This window comes from Streptomyces sp. NPDC107517 (genome assembly GCF_055582645.1).
Map to the genome: position 1 here is coordinate 23357 of NZ_JBVJPM010000032.1, position 19097 is coordinate 42453.

17 protein-coding genes are annotated in these 19097 nt (G+C 70.1%); 10 read left to right on the forward strand and 7 right to left on the reverse strand.

Annotated features, from left to right (window positions below; all coding sequences use genetic code 11):
- Positions 1–74: 74 nt before the first annotated feature.
- The 4 genes from ACZ67T_RS39670 to ACZ67T_RS39685 all read left to right on the forward strand — a co-directional run bounded on the left by ACZ67T_RS39670 (position 75) and on the right by ACZ67T_RS39685 (position 3950).
- Entirely contained in the window at positions 75–584 is a 510-nt protein-coding gene (locus ACZ67T_RS39670) for a MarR family winged helix-turn-helix transcriptional regulator (protein WP_100595820.1), read from the forward strand.
- 43 nt (positions 585–627) lie between these two features.
- The gene (locus tag ACZ67T_RS39675; protein WP_469991024.1) at positions 628–966 is read left to right on the forward strand and encodes a DUF3817 domain-containing protein; all 339 of its coding nucleotides are present in this window, start codon (positions 628–630) and stop codon (positions 964–966) included.
- A 93-nt stretch (positions 967–1059) separates the two neighbouring features.
- Positions 1060–2760: an acyl-CoA mutase large subunit family protein gene (locus ACZ67T_RS39680; protein WP_469991075.1), complete on the forward strand. Its 1701-nt coding sequence runs from the start codon at positions 1060–1062 to the stop codon at positions 2758–2760.
- Between the two features lie 101 nt (positions 2761–2861).
- Positions 2862–3950, forward strand: a complete 1089-nt coding sequence (locus ACZ67T_RS39685) for an alpha/beta fold hydrolase (RefSeq protein WP_469991026.1) — start codon at positions 2862–2864, stop codon at positions 3948–3950.
- Positions 3951–3965: 15 nt separating this feature from the next.
- Here ACZ67T_RS39685 and ACZ67T_RS39690 read toward each other — a convergent pair whose 3' ends face one another.
- Entirely contained in the window at positions 3966–4592 is a 627-nt protein-coding gene (locus ACZ67T_RS39690; protein ID WP_469991028.1) for a TetR/AcrR family transcriptional regulator, read from the reverse strand.
- Positions 4593–4908: 316 nt separating this feature from the next.
- On the opposite strand from ACZ67T_RS39690, the gene ACZ67T_RS39695 reads away from it, so the two are divergent.
- The 4 genes from ACZ67T_RS39695 to ACZ67T_RS39710 all read left to right on the forward strand — a co-directional run bounded on the left by ACZ67T_RS39695 (position 4909) and on the right by ACZ67T_RS39710 (position 9054).
- Positions 4909–5877 carry a tetratricopeptide repeat protein gene (locus ACZ67T_RS39695; protein ID WP_469991030.1) on the forward strand — a complete coding sequence of 323 codons (969 nt, stop codon included), beginning with the start codon at positions 4909–4911 and terminating at the stop codon, positions 5875–5877.
- Between the two features lie 628 nt (positions 5878–6505).
- Complete coding sequence (locus ACZ67T_RS39700) at positions 6506–7123, forward strand: DUF6230 family protein (RefSeq protein ID WP_116509787.1); 618 nt, start codon at positions 6506–6508, stop codon at positions 7121–7123.
- 136 nt (positions 7124–7259) lie between these two features.
- Positions 7260–7817 carry a DUF6114 domain-containing protein gene (locus tag ACZ67T_RS39705; RefSeq protein ID WP_469991032.1) on the forward strand — a complete coding sequence of 186 codons (558 nt, stop codon included), beginning with the start codon at positions 7260–7262 and terminating at the stop codon, positions 7815–7817.
- Positions 7807–9054, forward strand: a complete 1248-nt coding sequence (locus tag ACZ67T_RS39710) for a hypothetical protein (RefSeq protein ID WP_469991034.1) — start codon at positions 7807–7809, stop codon at positions 9052–9054. Before ACZ67T_RS39705 ends, ACZ67T_RS39710 begins: the two co-directional genes overlap by 11 nt.
- 125 nt (positions 9055–9179) lie before the next feature.
- Here the strand turns inward: ACZ67T_RS39710 and pyk are convergent, their stop codons facing one another.
- From pyk to pta, 3 genes are all read right to left on the reverse strand, one after another.
- The gene (gene pyk, locus ACZ67T_RS39715) at positions 9180–10610 is read right to left on the reverse strand and encodes a pyruvate kinase (RefSeq protein WP_469991036.1); all 1431 of its coding nucleotides are present in this window, start codon (positions 10608–10610) and stop codon (positions 9180–9182) included.
- A 92-nt stretch (positions 10611–10702) separates the two neighbouring features.
- Positions 10703–11917, reverse strand: a complete 1215-nt coding sequence (locus tag ACZ67T_RS39720; RefSeq protein ID WP_469991038.1) for an acetate kinase — start codon at positions 11915–11917, stop codon at positions 10703–10705.
- 23 nt (positions 11918–11940) lie between these two features.
- The gene (pta, locus tag ACZ67T_RS39725; protein WP_469991039.1) at positions 11941–14016 is read right to left on the reverse strand and encodes a phosphate acetyltransferase; all 2076 of its coding nucleotides are present in this window, start codon (positions 14014–14016) and stop codon (positions 11941–11943) included.
- Between the two features lie 284 nt (positions 14017–14300).
- On the opposite strand from pta, the gene ACZ67T_RS39730 reads away from it, so the two are divergent.
- Entirely contained in the window at positions 14301–15326 is a 1026-nt protein-coding gene (locus ACZ67T_RS39730) for an ATP-dependent 6-phosphofructokinase (protein ID WP_100595810.1), read from the forward strand.
- A gap of 49 nt (positions 15327–15375) precedes the next feature.
- Here ACZ67T_RS39730 and ACZ67T_RS39735 read toward each other — a convergent pair whose 3' ends face one another.
- Positions 15376–16071, reverse strand: a complete 696-nt coding sequence (locus ACZ67T_RS39735) for a helix-turn-helix domain-containing protein (RefSeq protein ID WP_469991041.1) — start codon at positions 16069–16071, stop codon at positions 15376–15378.
- A 129-nt stretch (positions 16072–16200) separates the two neighbouring features.
- On the opposite strand from ACZ67T_RS39735, the gene ACZ67T_RS39740 reads away from it, so the two are divergent.
- Positions 16201–16827, forward strand: coding sequence for a GntR family transcriptional regulator (locus ACZ67T_RS39740; RefSeq protein WP_469991043.1), 627 nt, complete (start codon positions 16201–16203; stop codon positions 16825–16827).
- 25 nt (positions 16828–16852) lie between these two features.
- On the opposite strand, the gene ACZ67T_RS39745 is transcribed toward ACZ67T_RS39740, so the two are convergent.
- Both ACZ67T_RS39745 and ACZ67T_RS39750 read right to left on the reverse strand, forming a co-directional pair.
- A complete protein-coding gene (locus tag ACZ67T_RS39745) occupies positions 16853–17647 on the reverse strand; it encodes a carbon-nitrogen hydrolase family protein (RefSeq protein ID WP_469991045.1) in 795 nt (264 codons plus the stop codon).
- Between the two features lie 47 nt (positions 17648–17694).
- Positions 17695–19050, reverse strand: a complete 1356-nt coding sequence (locus ACZ67T_RS39750) for an MFS transporter (RefSeq protein WP_469991046.1) — start codon at positions 19048–19050, stop codon at positions 17695–17697.
- Positions 19051–19097 lie beyond the last annotated feature (47 nt).

The following is a 19097-nucleotide window of genomic DNA, read 5'->3' on the forward strand; positions in this document are numbered from 1 at the left end:
GGCTTTCGCGTGGGCCGGGACCGAAGGGCGAGACGGGGCTGACCAGCATATGACCGGCCGGTAAGGTCTTGGCCGTGCCGAAGCCGCTCAGCCTTGCCTTCGATCCCATCGCCCGCGCAGACGAACTCTGGAAGCAGCGCTGGGGATCAGTGCCGTCCATGGGTGCTATCACCTCGATCATGCGCGCGCACCAGATCCTCCTGGCCGAGGTCGACGCGGTCGTGAAGCCGTACGGACTGACCTTCGCGCGCTACGAGGCACTGGTGCTGCTCACCTTCTCCAAGGCCGGCGAGCTGCCGATGTCGAAGATCGGCGAGCGTCTCATGGTGCACCCGACCTCGGTCACGAACACCGTCGACCGCCTGGTTCGGTCCGGGCTCGTCGACAAGCGGCCCAACCCGAACGACGGTCGCGGAACGCTCGCCTCCATCACGGCCAAGGGTCGCGAGGTCTGCGACGCCGCCACCCGCGACCTGATGGCGATGGACTTCGGGCTCGGGGCGTACGACGCCGAGGAGTGCGGCGAGATCTTCGCGATGCTGCGGCCGCTGCGGGTCGCCGCGCACGACTTCGACGAGGGCTGACCCGCGCGAAGATCGCGCAAAACGGGCCGTTACGCTCGTATGCATGAAACGTAGCGTGCTGACCCGGTACCGGGTGATGGCCTTTGTCACGGGCGTCCTGCTGGTCCTGCTGTGCCTCGGCATGATCGCCAAGTACGCGCTCGGCATCGACGGCGCGGCCGATGTCACGCGCGTCGTCGCCATCGCGCACGGCTGGCTGTACGTGGTCTACCTGATCTTCGCCTTCGACCTGGGCTCCAAGGCGAAGTGGCCGGTCGGCAAGCAGCTGTGGGTCCTGATCGCCGGCACGATCCCCACCGCCGCGTTCTTCGTCGAGCGGAAGATCTCCCGCGAGCTGGACTCGAAGGTCGCCGACGTCGGCCCGGCCGTCGTCAAGGCCTGACGGACGGCGTCACTCCACCGCCCGCACGATGTGCGGGCGGTTTGCCATCGACATTTACTAGGACGTCCAAGTAAATTTGAAGGCATGGGAAGCATGGACGCTGACGCCATCGAAGAGGGCCGCCGCCGCTGGCAGGCCCGGTACGACTCCGCCCGCAAGCGGGACGCCGACTTCTCGACGCTCTCGGGGGACCCGGTCGACCCGGTCTACGGGCCACGTCCCGGGGACACCTATGAGGGCTTCGAGCGGATCGGATGGCCCGGCGAGTACCCGTTCACACGCGGTCTGTACCCGACCGGGTACCGGGGCCGTACGTGGACGATCCGCCAGTTCGCCGGGTTCGGCAACGCCGAGCAGACCAATGAGCGCTACAAGATGATCCTCGCCGCCGGCGGGGGAGGGCTGAGCGTCGCCTTCGACATGCCGACGCTCATGGGGCGCGACTCCGACGACCCGCGCTCGCTCGGCGAGGTCGGGCACTGCGGCGTCGCCATCGACTCCGCCGCCGACATGGAGGTCCTGTTCAAGGACATCCCGCTCGGGGACGTCACGACGTCCATGACGATCTCGGGCCCCGCCGTGCCCGTCTTCTGCATGTACCTCGTGGCCGCCGAGCGGCAGGGCGTCGACCCCGCCGTCCTGAACGGCACGCTCCAGACCGACATCTTCAAGGAGTACATCGCGCAGAAGGAGTGGCTCTTCCAGCCCGAGCCGCATCTGCGCCTGATCGGCGACCTCATGGAGCACTGCGCGGCGGGCATCCCCGCGTACAAGCCGCTCTCGGTCTCCGGCTACCACATCCGCGAGGCCGGCTCCACGGCCGCGCAGGAGCTGGCGTACACGCTCGCCGACGGCTTCGGCTATGTGGAGCTCGGCCTGTCGCGCGGGCTCGACGTGGACGTCTTCGCGCCCGGCCTCTCCTTCTTCTTCGACGCGCACCTCGACTTCTTCGAGGAGATCGCCAAGTTCCGCGCCGCGCGCCGCATCTGGGCCCGCTGGCTGCGGGACGTGTACGGGGCGAAGACCGACAAGGCGCAGTGGCTGCGCTTCCACACGCAGACCGCCGGCGTCTCCCTGACCGCGCAGCAGCCGTACAACAACGTCGTGCGGACCGCAGTCGAGGCGCTCGCGGCCGTGCTCGGCGGCACCAACTCGCTGCACACGAACGCTCTCGACGAGACCCTGGCGCTCCCCTCGGAGCAGGCCGCCGAGATCGCGCTGCGCACGCAGCAGGTCCTCATGGAGGAGACCGGCGTCGCCAACGTCGCGGACCCGCTGGGCGGTTCGTGGTTCGTGGAGCAGCTCACGGACCGCATCGAGGCCGACGCCGAGAAGATCTTCGAGCAGATCAAGGAGCGGGGCCTGCGCGCCCACCCGGACGGGCAGCACCCCATCGGGCCGATGACCTCGGGCATCCTGCGCGGCATCGAGGACGGCTGGTTCACCGGCGAGATCGCCGAGTCCGCGTTCCAGTACCAGAAGGCGCTGGAGAAGGGCGACAAGCGGGTCGTCGGCGTCAACGCGCACCACGGGTCCGTCACCGGCGACCTGGAGATCCTGCGCGTCAGCCACGAGGTCGAGCGCGAGCAGGTGCGCGAGCTCGGCGTCCGCAAGGCGGCCAGGGACGACTCCCGTGTGCGCTCCGCCCTCGACGACATGCTGAAGGCCGCCCGCCACGGCGGCAACATGATCCCGCCCATGCTCGACGCCGTACGCGCCGAGGCCACCCTGGGCGAGATCTGCGGGGTCCTGCGCGACGAGTGGGGCGTGTACACCGAACCCGCCGGATTCTGAAGGCGGTTCGCGCCGGTGGCACCTGGAGGCTGACAGGTGTCACCCGGCACGGGCCGGGGTAGGCGCGGGCACGTCGATCGTCGCCTGCCCCTGGAGTTCCCGTGCGCCTGTCCGGACTCAACCGCACCACCACCACCGTCGGCTGTGCCGCCCTGGCCCTGCTCGGCGGGATGGTCCTCGGCGGATCCGGGGCGGTGAGCGCGAGTCCGCCGGCCGAGCCGAAGGTGCAGAACACCTTCGACCCGCTCGGCCCCGACGTACGCGCCGCGAAGCTGCCCTCCGGGCGTACGGCCCACTACACCGACTCGGGCCCGCGCGACGGCGTCCCGGTCCTCTACATAGGCGGCACCGGGACCAGCGCGCGGGCCGTCCACATGACCGACTTCTTCCGCACCACGCGCGCGGACCTGGGCCTGCGGCTGATCTCGGTCGAGCGCAACGGTTTCGGCGACACCGCGTACGACCCCGCCCTCGGCAAGGCCGACTTCGCACGGGACGCCCTCGACGTGCTCGACCGCCTCGGCGTCGGGAGGTTCAGGATCGTCGCGATCTCCGGAGGCGGCCCCTACGCCGCCGAACTCGCAGCCCGGGCGCCCGGCCGCGTCTCGGCCCTGCACCTGGCCGCCGCCCTGCCCCCGTACGGCGACAAGCCCGCGTACTGCTCGATGTCCGACGACGCGCTCGCCGCGGCCCTGAAGGACTCCATCACCGACCCGCGCAAGTGGTGGGCGTTCCCCGACGACAGCCCAGTCAAGTCCATCCCGGGCTTCGCCGACACGGCGTACGAGGACGGCGCCCGCACCTACAACCAGCGCGGCCAGCAGGCCGATCCGGCGCCTCAGGTCCACGAGCAGAAGCTGTACTGCGAGCGGCCGGGCCCCGACCTGTCGAAGCTGTCGGCCCCCGTGTACCTGTACGGCGGCGACAAGGACACCACGGTCCCGCCGGCCACGCTCGCGACCTGGCGCCGACAGTTCTCCCCGGACCATGTCACGGTCCGCACGTACGCCGACTCCGCGCACGACGTGCAGTACCGCCACTGGGACCAGATCCTCGTGGACCTCGCCGGACACGGGGACCGCACGGTCGTCTGCCGGGGCTCGCACACCCGCGTCCTGTCCGCGGACGAGGCTGCCCGCCTGGTCGCCGAGAAGGGTGCCACGCTGGGCAGTTGCGCCTGGAAGAAGTGACGGAACCCGGGCGGGCTACGCCTGTACGGAGGCGAGTCCGCCCAGGAGCAGCGTGGTGAACCGGTCGACCCACTCCTCGTCCACCGGCTCCGCGCTCACCAGCGTGCGGTGCACCACGGCTCCCGCGACCACGTCGAAGATGAGGTCGGCGGTGCGGGCCGCGGCGGCCGGGTCGGCTTCGAGGGGGAGTTCGCCGCGCGCGTGGGCGCGGGCGCGGCCCTCCAGGACCAGGCGTTTCTGCCGGTCCACGATCGAGGTGCGGATGCGCTCGCGCAGCGGTTCGTCGCGCGTCGACTCGGCGACCACGGCCATCAGTGCCGTCTTGGTCTCCGGACGGTTCAGGAGTGCCGCGAACTGGAGGACCACACCCCCGATGTCGGCGGCGAGGCTGCCGTTGTCCGGGAGTTCGAGCTCGTCGAAGAGGACCGCCACTGCGTCCACGACGAGCTCGTTCTTGCTCGCCCAGCGCCGGTAGAGCGTCGTCTTGGCGACGCCCGCGCGCGTCGCCACGTCCCCCATGGAGAGTTTGGACCAGCCGAGGTCCACCAGTGCCGCACGGGTCGCCTCGAGGATCGCCGCGTCGGCGGCGGCACTTCGCGGGCGGCCCGTTCTCGGGAGGGGCGGGGGAATGCGGCTCTGCATGAAAAGGACCATACCGGCCGGTAGGGATAGCGCCGTGAGGCAGACCACAGCGAAGATCGCCGGGACCCCCTCCCCACGCCGCCCGCGCGAGAGTTACGCTACGGGCCGTAGCGAAAGCTCGTCGAGCCTTGCGACAACCACGAGGAGCCGGGTGGGGACCCGGCTCCGCACAGGCCCCTCCGGGCCGCAGAACGGCCCTTCTCGGGGCCGCAGACCGAGTCCGTGACCACGACCTCGACGGCGCCCGCAGCCCGGCGGGAGGCCGTGACGGGTGGTCCCGGCCCACAACGCGCCGCGGAAGGGGGAGGATGTACTCATGCAGCCACGGAACATGTCCATGAGCGGAGTCGTCGACCTCGCCGCGGTGAAGGCGGCCCAGGAGGCCAAGGCGAAGGCGGAGCAGGCGCGTGCCGAGTCCGCGCGGCAGGGCGGCGGCGGTGCCGTCTCCCCGTCGAGCCTCGTCATCGACGTCGATGAGGCCGGTTTCGAGCGCGACGTCCTCCAGCGCTCCGCCGAGGTACCCGTCGTCATCGACTTCTGGGCCGAGTGGTGCGAGCCGTGCAAGCAGCTGAGCCCGCTGCTCGAGGGCCTCGCGGCCGAGTACAACGGCCGGTTCGTGCTCGCCAAGATCGATGTCGACGCCAATCAGATGCTGATGCAGCAGTTCGGGGTCCAGGGGATCCCGGCGGTCTTCGCGGTGGTGGCCGGACAGGCGCTGCCGCTCTTCCAGGGAGCCGCGCCGGTCGAGCAGATCCGCGGGACGCTCGACCAGTTGATCCAGGTGGCCGAGGAGCGCTTCGGCCTGACCGGCATCACGGTCGACGCCGATGCGGAGGGATCTGCACCGGTCGTGGAGGCTCCGGCCGGTCCTCACGACGCCTTGCTCGAAGCCGCCGTCCAGGCTCTTGACGCCGGCGACCTCGCCGGAGCCGTTCAGGCGTACAAGAACGTGCTGAGCGACGACCCCGGCAACACCGAGGCCAAGCTGGGCCTGGGGCAGGCCGAGTTGCTCCTGCGGGTGCAGGATCTCGATCCGCAGAAGGTCCGTCAGGACGCCGCGGACCGGCCCTCCGACGTGGCGGCGCAGATCGCGGCGGCCGACCTCGACCTGGTCGGAGGCCATGTCGCGGACGCGTTCGGCCGACTTGTCGACACGGTGAAGGTCACGGCGGGCGAGGACCGGGACGCCGCGCGCGTGCGGCTGCTCGAACTCTTCGAGGTCGTCGGCTCCGACGATCCGCGTGTGACTACGGGCCGTGCGGCTCTGGCCCGGGTTCTCTTCTGAGCCGTTTCTGACCAGTTCCTAAACGCCGGGCGATGTGGTGCCCAGGTGAAAGTTCTGTCGCCACGGGTGCACAGCGGTCGCGCTTTACCAAAACTTGGTAAAGGCGGCCGCTGTTACTTGGAGTAAGTCAGGGGCCGCCTTCTGTCCGGTTACGCCCCTTCTTTCTCTGCTTTGGTAACTCGCTTGACACCACCCTGTGTTGTCGGCTGACACCGTCGGGTCGTTGTTCGGTTATCCGTCCGTTACTAGCCAGTAACGAACCCCCTTGTGCCTGGGCCGAGAATGCACCACGATCGGCGACGCTCGGTCCTCATCCCGCAGTCCGACAGCCAATCGGGTCGCGGGGTTTCAGGGTCCCCACCGAGCAGGCCGGTAGCAGTGCCGCCGGCCTTGGGCAGGGGGGTCTCTGCTTTCCGGCAGGGCCTGTCCAGCAGGTTGCGCGTGACTGTCAGGTGCGACCAGTGGTTGTCGCTCGGGGGTGATCGCCGGTGATTCGGGTGCCATTGCGCGCCCCCGATACGGGCGCTCTCCTTCCCGAGGACGTAGCACTTCTCCCATCCCTGCCCGGCTGAGCGCCCCAAGGGGTGCAGTCAGGGCCGGAGATGTACGTCCGAGAAGGAGGAAAGTCATGGAGTCCGTGGCTCGTGGCGGAACCAGATGGAAGCGGTTCGCCGTAGTCATGGTGCCGAGCGTCGCGGCGACTGCCGCGATAGGCGTCGCCCTCTCGCAGGGTGCGCTTGCGGCATCGTTCAGTGTTTCGGGTCAGTCGTTCAAGGTGACGGCCGACTCGCTCGACGGTACGGGATTCGTCCAGTACGGGGCGCTCGACAGCGGTAAGTCGGGTGCGCACCCGGTTGCCGTCGTCGGCCTCAACGAGGCGAAGATCACCAACCTGTGCCAGTCGGTCGTCGTGCCGGTGCCGGTCTTCGGTGACGTGTCGATGAAGCTCAGCGCGGGCGGTGCGGGCGGCCCCCGCGTCGAGGCGAAGAAGCTGTACATCGACGCCGACGACCTGTCGACCAACGCCACGTTCAAGAACATCGACATCGGCGTCGGTATCGACTCGACCACCAAGGGTCCGGGTCCGTCCAAGGGCGACAAGTACGTCCCGGACTCGTTCTCGCAGCAGGCCGACTCGGTGCACTTCGAAGATGTCAAGCAGCGCGCGTGGGCGACCACGGCCGGCACCTTCAAGCTCTCCGGCCTGCACATGCAGGTGCAGAAGGGCGCACACGAGTGCTACTAGGCCCCAGGGTCTAGCTCACTCACAGCGCTGAACGGCCGGGCGCGGGGACGAGCGGGAAGCTCCGGGACGTCCCCGTGCCCGTATCCGACACGCACCATCACCACAGAACAACGCCATTCCCGAGGAGCTGTACGACATGAGCGCCGAAGCGCAAGCAGGGCTGGGCGACAGGCTCGGCCAGACGCGCCGATCGTTCCGAGGGTGGCGCGGTCAGCGCCCATTCTGGGGTGGTCTGCTGACGCTGCTGGGCGGCATTCCGATCATGTACTTCCCGTACGCGAATCTCACGCTCGGCTCGATGACCATCCGGATGTCGACGACCGCCGGCGCCGGTTCACTGATCATCGGCGTCCTGCTTGTGGTGCTCGGCCTGACGCTCTGGTTCCAGCCGATGTCCCGCATCTTCGCGGGTGTCGCTGCGATCCTGCTCGCCCTGGTCTCCTTGGTGGTCTCCAACTTCGGTGGCTTTGTCATCGGCTTCCTGCTGGCGCTGCTCGGCGGCGCTCTCGGCATCTCCTGGGGGCCCGCACGGGCCGCGAAGCAGGAGGCGGGCGGCGGGAAGGCCGCGGACGACGCGGATGCCCTGAAGGGCGAGACTGCAGCCTTCGATGCCTTCGGCAGTGCGTCGGACGATCTGTCAGGAACGAGCCCGAACGGTAACGACGGGACGAACGGGAGGCACCGTGCCGGCTGACGAGGTGCACCACGAGAACTCTGCCGAAGAGTTCCGTGAGAGAACCGGGCCGCGGCATGCAGCCCCCAGAAAGCCGCTGTTCACCAGGCTGCACATGCCCGCGGGCAAAGCGATTGCCATTGCGGCGATGCCCACGGCCGTGCTCATGGGCATGGGGCTGACCCCCACGCTCGCGCAGGCCAAGGACAACCCCACCAAGTTCTCGGCGGACGACTACAAGGCGTGCGCCGACGCGATCAAGGCGTCGGAGGACGGCAAGGACGCGGCCGACGACAAGGGGGACGAGTCCGCCTCGCCCACCCCGTCGCCCTCCGCGTCCGCGAGCAAGGACACGTCGGACGACAAGGCGGACCCGGGCGACAAGGCCGAGCCCACCCCGTCGCCCTCCGCGTCCAAGTCGGCGGACACGCCCTCGGGTGACAGCACGGCCGGCAGCAAGACGGCCACGCCGACCCCGACGCCCTCCGAGACCAAGAACCCGCTCGACCCGCTGGGTGTCGGCGACGCGCTCAAGGACCTGCTGACGCCGGATCAGAAGGAGTCGGCGACCCCGACCCCCTCGGCGTCCAAGTCCACCGATGTGGGCGGCACCGTCAAGGACACCGTCGACAAGGTCACCGAGCCCGTCAAGGACACGGCGGACAAGGCCGGGGACGCGGTCAAGGACACGGTGGACAAGGCCGGCAAGGCCGTCGGCGACACCGCGGACAAGGCCACCAAGGTGGTCCCCACGCCGTCGTCGGGCGAGACCGGTGTGCCGGACAACTGCCCGGTCGCCACGGACGCCGAGGGGGACAACGAGCAGACCCCCGCTCAGGTCCCGAACGACTCGTGGCATCTTGAGGCCAGTTCGCTGACTCTCAAGGGCGCGGACTACCAGGGCGTCGTGAACGTGCGCACGCCCAACGGCACGATCAAGAAGGTCCTGAAGTACGTCATCTCGAACGGCACCGACATCGGTGACCTGCACCAGACGGTCGACGGCCCGGGCGGCAAGACGTACCACGTCCAGGCCGGCAAGGGCACCACGTCCACCATCCGTGGTGGGAAGACCACCATGTACACGGAGTCGATCTCGGGCAACCTCCTGGGGCTGATCCCGATCACGTTCGACGCCGAGCACCCGCCGCCGCTGAACATCCCCCTGATCTACTTCACGAACGTGAAGGTCAAGCAGGCCGGTCAGTTCGGCGGCGACCTGCACGTGCCGGGTCTCCACCAGTACCTCACCGGCTGAGCCGGCCGAGCCTGCCGACCCGCGCATCCACGGACCCGTCCGGGAGCCGCACACCACTGAGGGCGCCACCTGATTCAGGTGGCGCCCTCAGTGTGTCGTACGGGGCTGATGAGCCTGGCGAGGCGTCAGTCGCGCTCTCCGCCGCCCAGGTGGTGCACCCGGACCATGTTGGTGGTGCCGGGGACGCCGGGGGGCGAACCGGCCGTGATGATGACGGTGTCGCCGTCGTTGAAGCGGTTCAGCTTCACCATCTCGGCGTCGACCAGGTCGACCATCGCGTCGGTGTTGTCGACGTACGGCACGATGTGCGACTCGACGCCCCAGCTCAGCGTGAGCTGGTTGCGGGTGCCCTCGTCCGTGGTGAAGGCCAGGATCGGCTGGGCCGCGCGGTAGCGGGACAGGCGGCGGGCCGTGTCGCCGGACTGGGTGAAGGCCACGAGGCCCTTGGCGCCCAGGAAGTCGGCGATCTCGCAGGCCGCGCGGGCGACCGAACCGCCCTGCGTGCGCGGCTTCTTGCCGGGCACGAGCGGCTGGAGACCCTTCGACAGGAGCTCCCCCTCGGCCGCGACGACGATCTTCGACATCGTCTTCACGGTCTCGATCGGATAGGCGCCCACGGAGGACTCGGCGGACAGCATGACCGCGTCCGCGCCGTCCAGGATCGCGTTGGCGACGTCGGACGCCTCGGCGCGCGTCGGGCGGGAGTTGGTGATCATCGACTCCATCATCTGGGTCGCGACGATCACCGGCTTGGCGTTGCGGCGGCACATCTCCACGAGGCGCTTCTGCACCATCGGGACCTTCTCGAGCGGGTACTCGACGGCAAGGTCGCCGCGGGCCACCATCACGGCGTCGAACGCCGCGACGACGCCCTCCATGTTGTCGACCGCCTGCGGCTTCTCCACCTTGGCGATGACGGGGACGCGGCGGCCCTCCTCGTCCATCACCTTGTGGACGTCCTGGACGTCGTCGGCGTCGCGCACGAAGGAGAGGGCGACCATGTCGCAGCCCATCCGCAGGGCGAAGCGCAGGTCGTCGACGTCCTTCTCGGACAGCGCGGGCACGTTCACGGCCGCGCCGGGCAGGTTGATGCCCTTGTGGTCGGAGATGACACCGCCCTCGACGACGATCGACTTCACGCGCGGCCCGTCGACCTCGATGACGCGCAGCTCGACGTTGCCGTCGTTGATGAGGATCTGGTCGCCCTTGGAGACATCGCCGGGCAGACCCTTGTAGGTCGTGCCGCAGATCGACTTGTCGCCCGGGACGTCGTCGGTGGTGATGGTGAACTCGTCACCGCGCACCAGCTCGACGGGGCCTTCGGCGAAGGTCTCGAGACGGATCTTGGGGCCCTGGAGGTCCGCGAGGACGCCCACGGCGCGGCCGGTGCGCTCCGCAGCGGCCCGGACGCGGTCGTACCGCCCCTGGTGCTCGGCGTGCGTGCCATGGCTGAAGTTGAAGCGGGCCACATTCATGCCGGCTTCGATCAGCGCAACGAGCTGCTCTTCGGAGTCGACGGCGGGGCCCAGCGTGCAGACGATTTTGGAACGGCGCATGGGGGCGATCCTATCGGTTTGTTTCGCTACGGAATATTCCGTCTGGTGGAATCTACAAATGGGCGGTGGTGCGCTCAGTCGTTGCGGGTCGCTCAGTCGTGCACGAGGGCGTAGGTCTGCCGCGCGATCTCCAGTTCCTCGTCGGTCGGGACGACTGCGACAGCCACCCGCGCGTACTCCGGCGAGATCAGCCGCGGTTCGTCGGAACGCACGGAATTGAGCTCGCCGTCGACCGCGAGACCCAGCTCCTCCAGGCCCGCCACGGCAGCTTCGCGCACCGGTGCCGCGTTCTCGCCGACCCCCGCCGTGAACACCACCGCATCCACCCGGCCGAGCACCGCGTAGTACGCGCCGATGTACTTCTTCAGACGGTGGACGTAGATGTCGAAGGCGAGCCGCGCCTCGTCGTCGCCCGCGTCGATACGGCGGCGGATCTCCCGCATGTCGTTGTCGCCGCAGAGACCGACCAGACCGCTCTTCTTGTTGAGCAGAACGTCGATCTCGTCGGCGGACATGTTGCCCACCCGCATCAAATGGAAGATGACGGCCGGGTCCACATCGCCCGAACGCGTCCCCATCACCAGGCCCTCCAAGGGCGTCAGGCCCATGGACGTGTCCACGCACAGGCCGCCGCGCACCGCCGAGGCCGAGGCGCCGTTGCCCAGGTGCAGGACGATGACGTTGACCTCCTCGGGGGCCTTGCCCAGGAGCTCGGCCGCCTTGAGGGACACGTACGCGTGCGAGGTGCCGTGGAAGCCGTAGCGGCGGATGCGGTGTTCGTCGGCGGTCTTCACGTCGATCGCGTAGCGCGCCGCCGACTCCGGCATCGTCGTGTGGAACGCCGTGTCGAAGACGGCGACCTGCGGCAGGTCGGGGCGCAGCGCCATCGCGGTGCGGATGCCCGTGAGGTTGGCCGGGTTGTGCAGCGGTGCCACCGGGATCAGCCGCTCGATCTCCGCGAGGACCGCGTCGTCGATGACGGTCGGCTCGGTGAAGAACATGCCGCCGTGCACCACACGGTGGCCGATCGCGGCGAGTTCGGGGGAGTCCAGGCCCATCCCGTCGCGGGCCAGCTCCGCGGCGACCGCCTTCAGGGCCGCGTCGTGGTCGGCGATCGGGCCGTTCACCTCGCGCGCCTCGCCGCCGTCCCCGGTCAGCGGCGTGTGCTTGAGGCGGGAGGTCTCCTCGCCGATGCGCTCGACAAGGCCCACGGCGAGCCGGGCCCCGCTGTCCATGTCGAGCAGCTGGTACTTCAGCGACGAGGAACCGGAGTTGAGGACGAGGACTCGGCTGGGCGTGGCGGTCACAGGTGCTTACCTCTTCGTAGGGGTCAGGAGGCCGGCGTCTGGGCCTGGATCGCCGTGATGGCGACCGTGTTGACGATGTCCTGCACGAGCGCGCCGCGCGACAGGTCGTTGACCGGCTTGCGCAGCCCCTGCAGGACCGGGCCGACGGCGATGGCGCGTGCCGAACGCTGAACGGCCTTGTACGTGTTGTTGCCGGTGTTCAGGTCGGGGAAGATCAGCACGCTGGCCTGGCCCGCGACCTGCGAGCCGGGCAGCTTGGTCGCCGCCACCGACGGCTCGACGGCCGCGTCGTACTGGATGGGGCCCTCGATCTTCAGATCGGTGCGCCGCTCGCGGACCAGTTCCGTGGCCCGGCGCACCTTGTCGACGTCCGCGCCCGAACCCGACGTGCCCGTCGAGTACGACAGCATCGCGATCCGCGGGTCCACGCCGAACTGCTCGGCGGTGGCGGCCGCCTGGACGGCGATGTCGGCGAGCTGCTGCGCGTCCGGGTCCGGGTTCACCGCGCAGTCGCCGTACACGAGGACCTTGTCGGCGAGGCACATGAAGAAGACGGACGACACGATGTCGGCGTCCGGCTTCGTCTTGATGATCTCGAAGGCGGGGCGGATCGTCGCGGCCGTCGAGTGCACGGAACCCGACACCATGCCGTCCGCCAGACCGCCCTGCACCATCAGCGTCCCGAAGTAGTTGACGTCCGCCACCACGTCGTAGGCGAGCTCGACGGTGACGCCCTTGTGGGCGCGCAGCTGCGCGTACTGGGCGGCGAACCGGTCCCGCAGTTCGGACGTGTCAGGGTCGATGAGCTGTGTGTCGGCCAGGTCGACGCCCAGGTCGGCGGCCTTCTTGCGGATCTGCTCCACCGGGCCGAGCAGCGTCAGGTCGCACACCCCGCGGCGCAGCAGGACGTCCGCCGCGCGCAGGACGCGCTCCTCGGTGCCCTCGGGCAGCACGACGCGGCGCTTGTCGGCGCGGGCCCGCTCCAGGAGCTTGTGCTCGAACATCATCGGGGTGACGCGGTCGCTGCTCGGCGCCGAGACCCGCTCCAGCAGGCCGGCCGTGTCGACCCACCGCTCGAAGAGGCCGAGCGCCGTCTCCGCCTTGCGGGGCGTCGCCGCGTTCAACTTGCCCTCCATGGAGAACAGTTCACCCGCGGTGGGGAAGGAGCCGCCCTGCACCGCCACCACCGGCGTGCCGGGCGCGAGGCGGTCGGAGAGCGTCAGGATCTCCTCGCCGGGCCGCTCGTCGAGGGTCAGCAGGACACCCGCTATCGGCGGGGTGCCGGCGCTGTGCGCGGCGAGCGAACCCACCACGAGGTCGGCGCGGTCCCCGGGCGTCACGACGAGACAGCCCGGCGTCAGCGCCTTGATGAATGTCGGCAGCATCGCGCCGCCGAACACGAAGTCGAGCGCGTCGCGCGCGAGGCCCGCGTCGTCGCCGAGCAGCACCTGGCCGCCGAGCGCCTGCGCGATCTGCGAGACCGTCGGCGCGGACAGCGCGGGCTCGTCCGGCAGTACGTAGGTGGGCACCGGGAGATGGGCCGTCAGGCTGTCGTGTATCGCCTCGCGGTCCTGCGCCGCCACCCGGTTCACGACCATCGCGAGCACGTCGCAGCCGAGGACCTCGTACGCGCGGTACGCGTTGCGGGTCTCGGCGTGCACGGACTCCGGGGTCTGCTTGCGGCCGCCCACCACGGGGATGACGGACGCCCCGAACTCGTTCGCGAGGCGGGCGTTGACCGCCAGCTCGTCGGGGAGCTGTGTGTCGGCGAAGTCCGTGCCGAGGACGAGGACGACCTCGTAGTCGCGGGCGACCTGGTGGAAGCGGTCCACGAGGCGCGAGACCAGTTCGTCGGTGCCCTGCTCGGCCTGCACGGCCGACGCCTCGTGGTAGTCGAGGCCGTAGACCGTCGCCGGGTCCTGGGAGAGGCGGTAGCGCGCCCGCAGCAGATCGAAGAGCCGGTCGGGACCGTCGTGGACGAGCGGGCGGAAGACGCCCACCCGGTCGACCTGCCGGGTCAGGAGCTCCATGACTCCCAGCTCCACGACCTGCCGGCCGTCACCCCGGTCGATCCCGGTCACGTACACGCTGCGCGTCACGCGTGCTCTCCCTTTCGCTGGACGTGCCGCAGAGAAGGGGCCTCTGCCGCGGTGATTCGGCCGCTGAACCGGCCCCTGATGAAAGTCGTAGCCGTGCCCCCTTGACAATACCTCCGGGGGTGGCTAGGTCGCCCGCCGGACAAAGGCCCTGGTCCGGGGGTCGGAAGGCCCTGGAAGACAAGCCGCACGGGCCCCCGCGCCCGACGGTGACCCGCATCGCCCTCACGGCCGTGAAAGAATCGGAACGGCTCACAAGTCTCAACAGCGAGCAGGAGACACGCACGATGCGTATCGGAGTTCTCACCGCCGGCGGCGACTGTCCTGGCCTGAACGCAGTGATCCGGTCGGTCGTGCACCGCGCCGTGACGCACCACGGCGACGAGGTGATCGGCTTCGAGGACGGCTACGCGGGACTGCTCGACGGCCGCTACCGCACCCTCGACCTGAACGCCGTGAGCGGGATCCTCGCCCGTGGCGGCACCATCCTCGGCTCCTCCCGGCTCGAGCGCGACCGCTTCCGCGCCGCCTGCGAGAACGCCAAGGAACTCGCCACCGAGATCGGCTTCGACGTCCTCATCCCCATCGGCGGCGAGGGCACGCTGACCGCGGCCCGCATGCTCGCCGACGCGGGCCTGCCCGTGGTCGGCGTCCCGAAGACCATCGACAACGACATCTCCGCCACGGACCGCACCTTCGGCTTCGACACCGCCGTCGGCGTCGCCACGGAGGCCATGGACCGGCTGAAGACCACCGCAGAGTCCCACCAGCGCGTCATGGTCGTCGAGGTGATGGGCCGGCACGCCGGCTGGATCGCCCTGGAGTCCGGCATGGCGGGCGGCGCGCACGGCATCTGCCTGCCCGAGCGGCCCTTCGACCCCGCCGACCTGGTCAAGATGGTCGAGGAACGCTTCGCGCGCGGCAAGAAGTTCGCCGTCATCTGCGTGGCCGAGGGCGCGCACCCCGCCGAGGGCACGATGGACTACCAGACCGGCGCGATCGACCGGTTCGGCCACGAGCGCTTCCAGGGCATCGGCACGGCCCTCGCGTTCGAGCTGGAGCGGCGCCTCGGCAAGGAGGCGAAGCCGGTCATTCTCGGCCATGTCCAGCGCGGCGGCACCCCGACCGCGTACGACAGGGTCCTCGCCACGCGCTTCGGCTGGCACGCGGTGGAGGCCGCGCACCGGGGCGTCTCCGGCCGCATGACGGCGCTGCGCGGCACGGAGATCGAGATGGTCCCGCTCGCCGAGGCCGTCGCCGAGCTGAAGACGGTGCCGAAGGACCGCATGGACGAGGCGGAATCGGTGTTCTAGAGCTCCACGGTCCGTCCCTGGTTCCAGAGCTCCACGGTCCGGCCCTGGCCTATGACGTGTGCATCCTCGACCAGAACTCGTCGAGGATCCCGTCGAGGAACTCCCGCCCGGCCTCGCCCGACTCGCGTCCCGTACCTCCGCCCCAGCTGAGCGTCGCGGCCATCAGCGCCTGGTACTCGAGCTGCATCTCCTGGAGCGTTTCCTCCAGCCGGCCCTTGTCCACGGGGACGAGCCTGGCGACCGGGCGCGTGTAGGCCTGCCAGCGCGTGGTCACCGCGCTGCGCAGGAGATCCGCCAGCTGGTCATTGCGGCCGGTGACGGTCGCGAAGTCGGGCGGCGTCAGACCGAGCACGTCGGCGAGGGTGGCGGACTGGCGCTCGTTGCCGCGCCACTCGCCGGTCTCCTCCATCCGCAGATACGAGTGGATCTCCACCCCCACCGTGCGCGCCACGTCCTCCGGCGCCATGCCGCGGGCCATCCGGTGCTCGCGCAGCGTCCGCGCCGCGCCTATGAGATCCCCCGGCGAGCACCACAAGGCGCCCGCGAGAGCGGTGAGTTCCGCCGCCGTCGGAGAGGTGAGACCGCGCTCCCAGGAGATGATCGTGTCGGGCGTGACGTGATGCTGGCCGTACGAGGCCCGCATGCCGTAGGCGACGTGCCCGGGCGCCATGCCCAGGGCCTCGCGGAGGCGTCGGGCGGCCGGAGCGTTGAACGGCGGGGCGGAGTCGCTTGGGTGCACGGGCACACGGTAGGGGCGGGTGGGGCCGGTGGCTACGGTCTGTTCGCACCGCGTTACTTGTCGTAGGAACCTACGGGGACGGGACTCCCGGTAACCAGTTCCGTATACTCCTTGTATGCAACCCTGGGGGCAGTCGTGACGTCGGGACGGGACAAGGCCTACGCGTTTCTCAAGGAGAACGTGCTCGCCGACCCGGACAGACAGGGGGAGTTCCTCTCCGAGCAGGAGCTCGCCGACCGTATCGGCGTCTCCCGCACCCCGATCCGCGAGGCGCTCCTGCTGCTCGCCGCCGAGGACCTCGTGCGGCTGGTCCCCAAGCGCGGGGCTCAGGTCGTGCCGCTGTCGGGGCGGGAGATCACCGAGCTGATGGAGCTGCGCGGCATCGTCGAGCGGTACTCGGCGGAGCGGGTCATCGCCGAGGGCAAGGCCCCGCTGTCCGAGCTGACCGCACTGCTCGGACGCCAGCGCACGCTCAGCGGGGCCGAGCACGCCAAGGAGTTCATCGCGGTGGATCACCTCTTCCACGCGACGATCGTGGCGGCCGCGGGCAACGCCCTGCTCGACCGCCACTACGACGGGCTCCGCAGCCGCCAGATCCGGGCCGGGGTGGTGGCGCTGTTCAACCAGCACGGCCGGCAGGAGTCCGTGCTCCACGAGCACGAGGCGATCCTCGACGCGATCGCCGCCGGCGACCGGCAGGCCGCGTGCACCGCGATCGACAGTCACCTGGAGTCGACGCTCAAGGTGCTGCTCGCGGGTTAGGGCGTGCCGGTGGCCCGCCGGCCCGTCACAGGCTCCTGCGGTTGGCCAGTACCGGGATGGAGCGGCGGACCGAGGCGACCTCGTCGAGGTCCAGGTCCGCGATGAGCAGCCCCGGGCCCTCTTCGAGGTGCTTGCGTACGGTTCCGTCGGGGCCGACGACGGCGCTGTGGCCGATGCCGGTGGGGGCGTTCGACGCGGCGGGGACGCCGGACGCCGCCGGGTCCGCCTGGTCCACGGCGGCGAGCCAGAGCGTGGCGTCGAGCGCGCGGGCGCGGATGAGCAGCTCCCACTGCTCACGCTTGCCGGGACCCGCGCCCCACGAGGCGGGCAGTACGGACACGACCGCGCCCGCGTCGGCGTGCGCCCTGAACAGCTCGGGGAAGCGGACGTCGTAGCAGGTCGCGAGCCCGAAGCGGGTGCCGTCGACCTCGAAGGTGACGACCTCGGACCCGGGCGCCACCGTGTCGGACTCGGCGAAGCCGAAGGCGTCGTAGAGGTGGATCTTGTCGTACGCCGCCTCGACGCCGGGGCCGGTGGCGAGCAGGGTGTTGGCCACCTTTCCGTCCGGGGCGGGGGTGAACATGCCCGCGACCACGACGAGCCCGCTCTCCTTGGCGATCTGGCGGACCGCCGTGGCCCAGGGGCCGTCGAGCGGTTCGGCCAGCGGCGCCAGCGGGGTCCCGAAGCAGGCCATCGCGGCCTCCGGGAAGACGACGACGCGGGCGCCCGCGTCCGCCGCGAGAGCGGCCTGTTCGCGCAGGAGCGCGAGGTTCTCCTCGGGGCGGGGGCCGGTGGTGATCTGGCTCAGCGCGATACGCATGAGACGTTCCTCCTGGTGTGGGGCTCGGGAATGCGTGATCCGGTGGGTCAGGACGCCGCGGACGCGGCGGGGGAGCGGACCGGCTCGCCGCTCAGCAGCTCCTCGTCGCCGCGGTCGCCGTCGCGGCCGAGGCACAGTCCGGCGATGGTGACGATCGCGGTGCCCGCGACGTAGAGCGCCAGCGGGATCCACGAGTCGTACGCGTCGAGCAGCGCCGTGAACAGCAGGGGCGCGACGGCGCCGCCGATGACACCGGCCAGCGTGTACGCGAGCGAGGAGCCGGTGTAGCGCAGGCGCGGCGAGAACTGCTCGGCGATGAAGGCCGCCTGCGGCCCGTACATCGCGGAGTGGAAGACCAGGGCCACCACGATGCCGAGGGCGAGCAGCGGCCAGCTCCCGCCGCCGATCATCGGGAAGAACAGGAACGGCCACACTCCGGCGGCCGCGGCCGAGACCCCGTACAGGACACGGCGGTTGACGCGGTCGGAAAGGGCGCCGGCCAGCGGGATCAGGAAGACCTGGAGGGAGGAGCCGATGAGGACGGCGGCCAGGGCGGAGCCGCGGGACATGCCGAGCTCGCCGGTCGCGTAGGTCAGGACGAAGACGGTGAACAGCGCGTACAGGACGTCCGGGGCCACGCGGCTGAGGATGGCGGCCGCCAGGGCGCGCGGGTGCGTCGTGAAGACCTCGCGGATCGGGGCCTCGGGCCGCTTCTGCTCGGCCTCCATCGCCTTGAAGACCGGGGTCTCCTCGAGCTTCGCGCGGATCCACAGGCCGAAGAGGACGAGCACACCGGAGAGCAGGAACGCCACGCGCCAGCCCCAGGACGTGAACTGAGCCTCCGTCAGGAGCGCACCGAGGGCGGCGAGTACACCGTTGGCGAGCAGGTTGCCGACCGGCGGGCCGATCTGCGCGGCCGAGGCGTAGAAGCCGCGCCGGCGCGGATCGCCGAACTCGCTGGACAGCAGCACCGCGCCGCCCCACTCGCCGCCGACGCCGACGCCCTGGGCGAAGCGGAGTATCACGAGGGTGAGCGGCGCGGCCACGCCGATCGTGGCGTAGGACGGAAGCAGGCCGATCGCGAGGGTCGCGGCCCCGATCAGGACGAGGGTCGCGATCAGGACCTTCTTGCGGCCGAGCTTGTCGCCGAGGCGGCCGAAGACGAAACCGCCGAGCGGGCGCGACACATAGCCGACGGCGTACGTGGAGAACGCCAGCAGGGTGCCGGTGGCGGGGTCCTTCGAGGGGAAGAAGACATCGCCGAAGACCAGCGCCGCCGCGACGGAGTAGATGGCGAAGTCGTACCACTCCAGTGCGGTTCCGGTCAGGCTGGCGAAGAAGGCGCGGCGGACCGCGGACCCGCCGAGCGGGGTCTTTTCCGTGCTCGTGCTGGTGTGGTTCACGACGTCCGTCCCTGAGGTCCTTGGGTGAGGTTAGCTGTCGACCTTCC

Coding starts and splice junctions, on each gene's coding strand:
- ACZ67T_RS39675 (WP_469991024.1), top strand. CDS start 628: ATGAAACGTAGCGTGCTGACCCGGTACCGGGTGATGGCCTTTGTCACG.
- ACZ67T_RS39680 (WP_469991075.1), top strand. CDS start 1,060: ATGGACGCTGACGCCATCGAAGAGGGCCGCCGCCGCTGGCAGGCCCGG.
- ACZ67T_RS39690 (WP_469991028.1), bottom strand. CDS start 4,592: ATGCAGAGCCGCATTCCCCCGCCCCTCCCGAGAACGGGCCGCCCGCGA.
- ACZ67T_RS39695 (WP_469991030.1), top strand. CDS start 4,909: ATGCAGCCACGGAACATGTCCATGAGCGGAGTCGTCGACCTCGCCGCG.
- ACZ67T_RS39700 (WP_116509787.1), top strand. CDS start 6,506: ATGGAGTCCGTGGCTCGTGGCGGAACCAGATGGAAGCGGTTCGCCGTA.
- ACZ67T_RS39705 (WP_469991032.1), top strand. CDS start 7,260: ATGAGCGCCGAAGCGCAAGCAGGGCTGGGCGACAGGCTCGGCCAGACG.
- pyk (WP_469991036.1), bottom strand. CDS start 10,610: ATGCGCCGTTCCAAAATCGTCTGCACGCTGGGCCCCGCCGTCGACTCC.
- ACZ67T_RS39730 (WP_100595810.1), top strand. CDS start 14,301: ATGCGTATCGGAGTTCTCACCGCCGGCGGCGACTGTCCTGGCCTGAAC.
- ACZ67T_RS39745 (WP_469991045.1), bottom strand. CDS start 17,647: ATGCGTATCGCGCTGAGCCAGATCACCACCGGCCCCCGCCCCGAGGAG.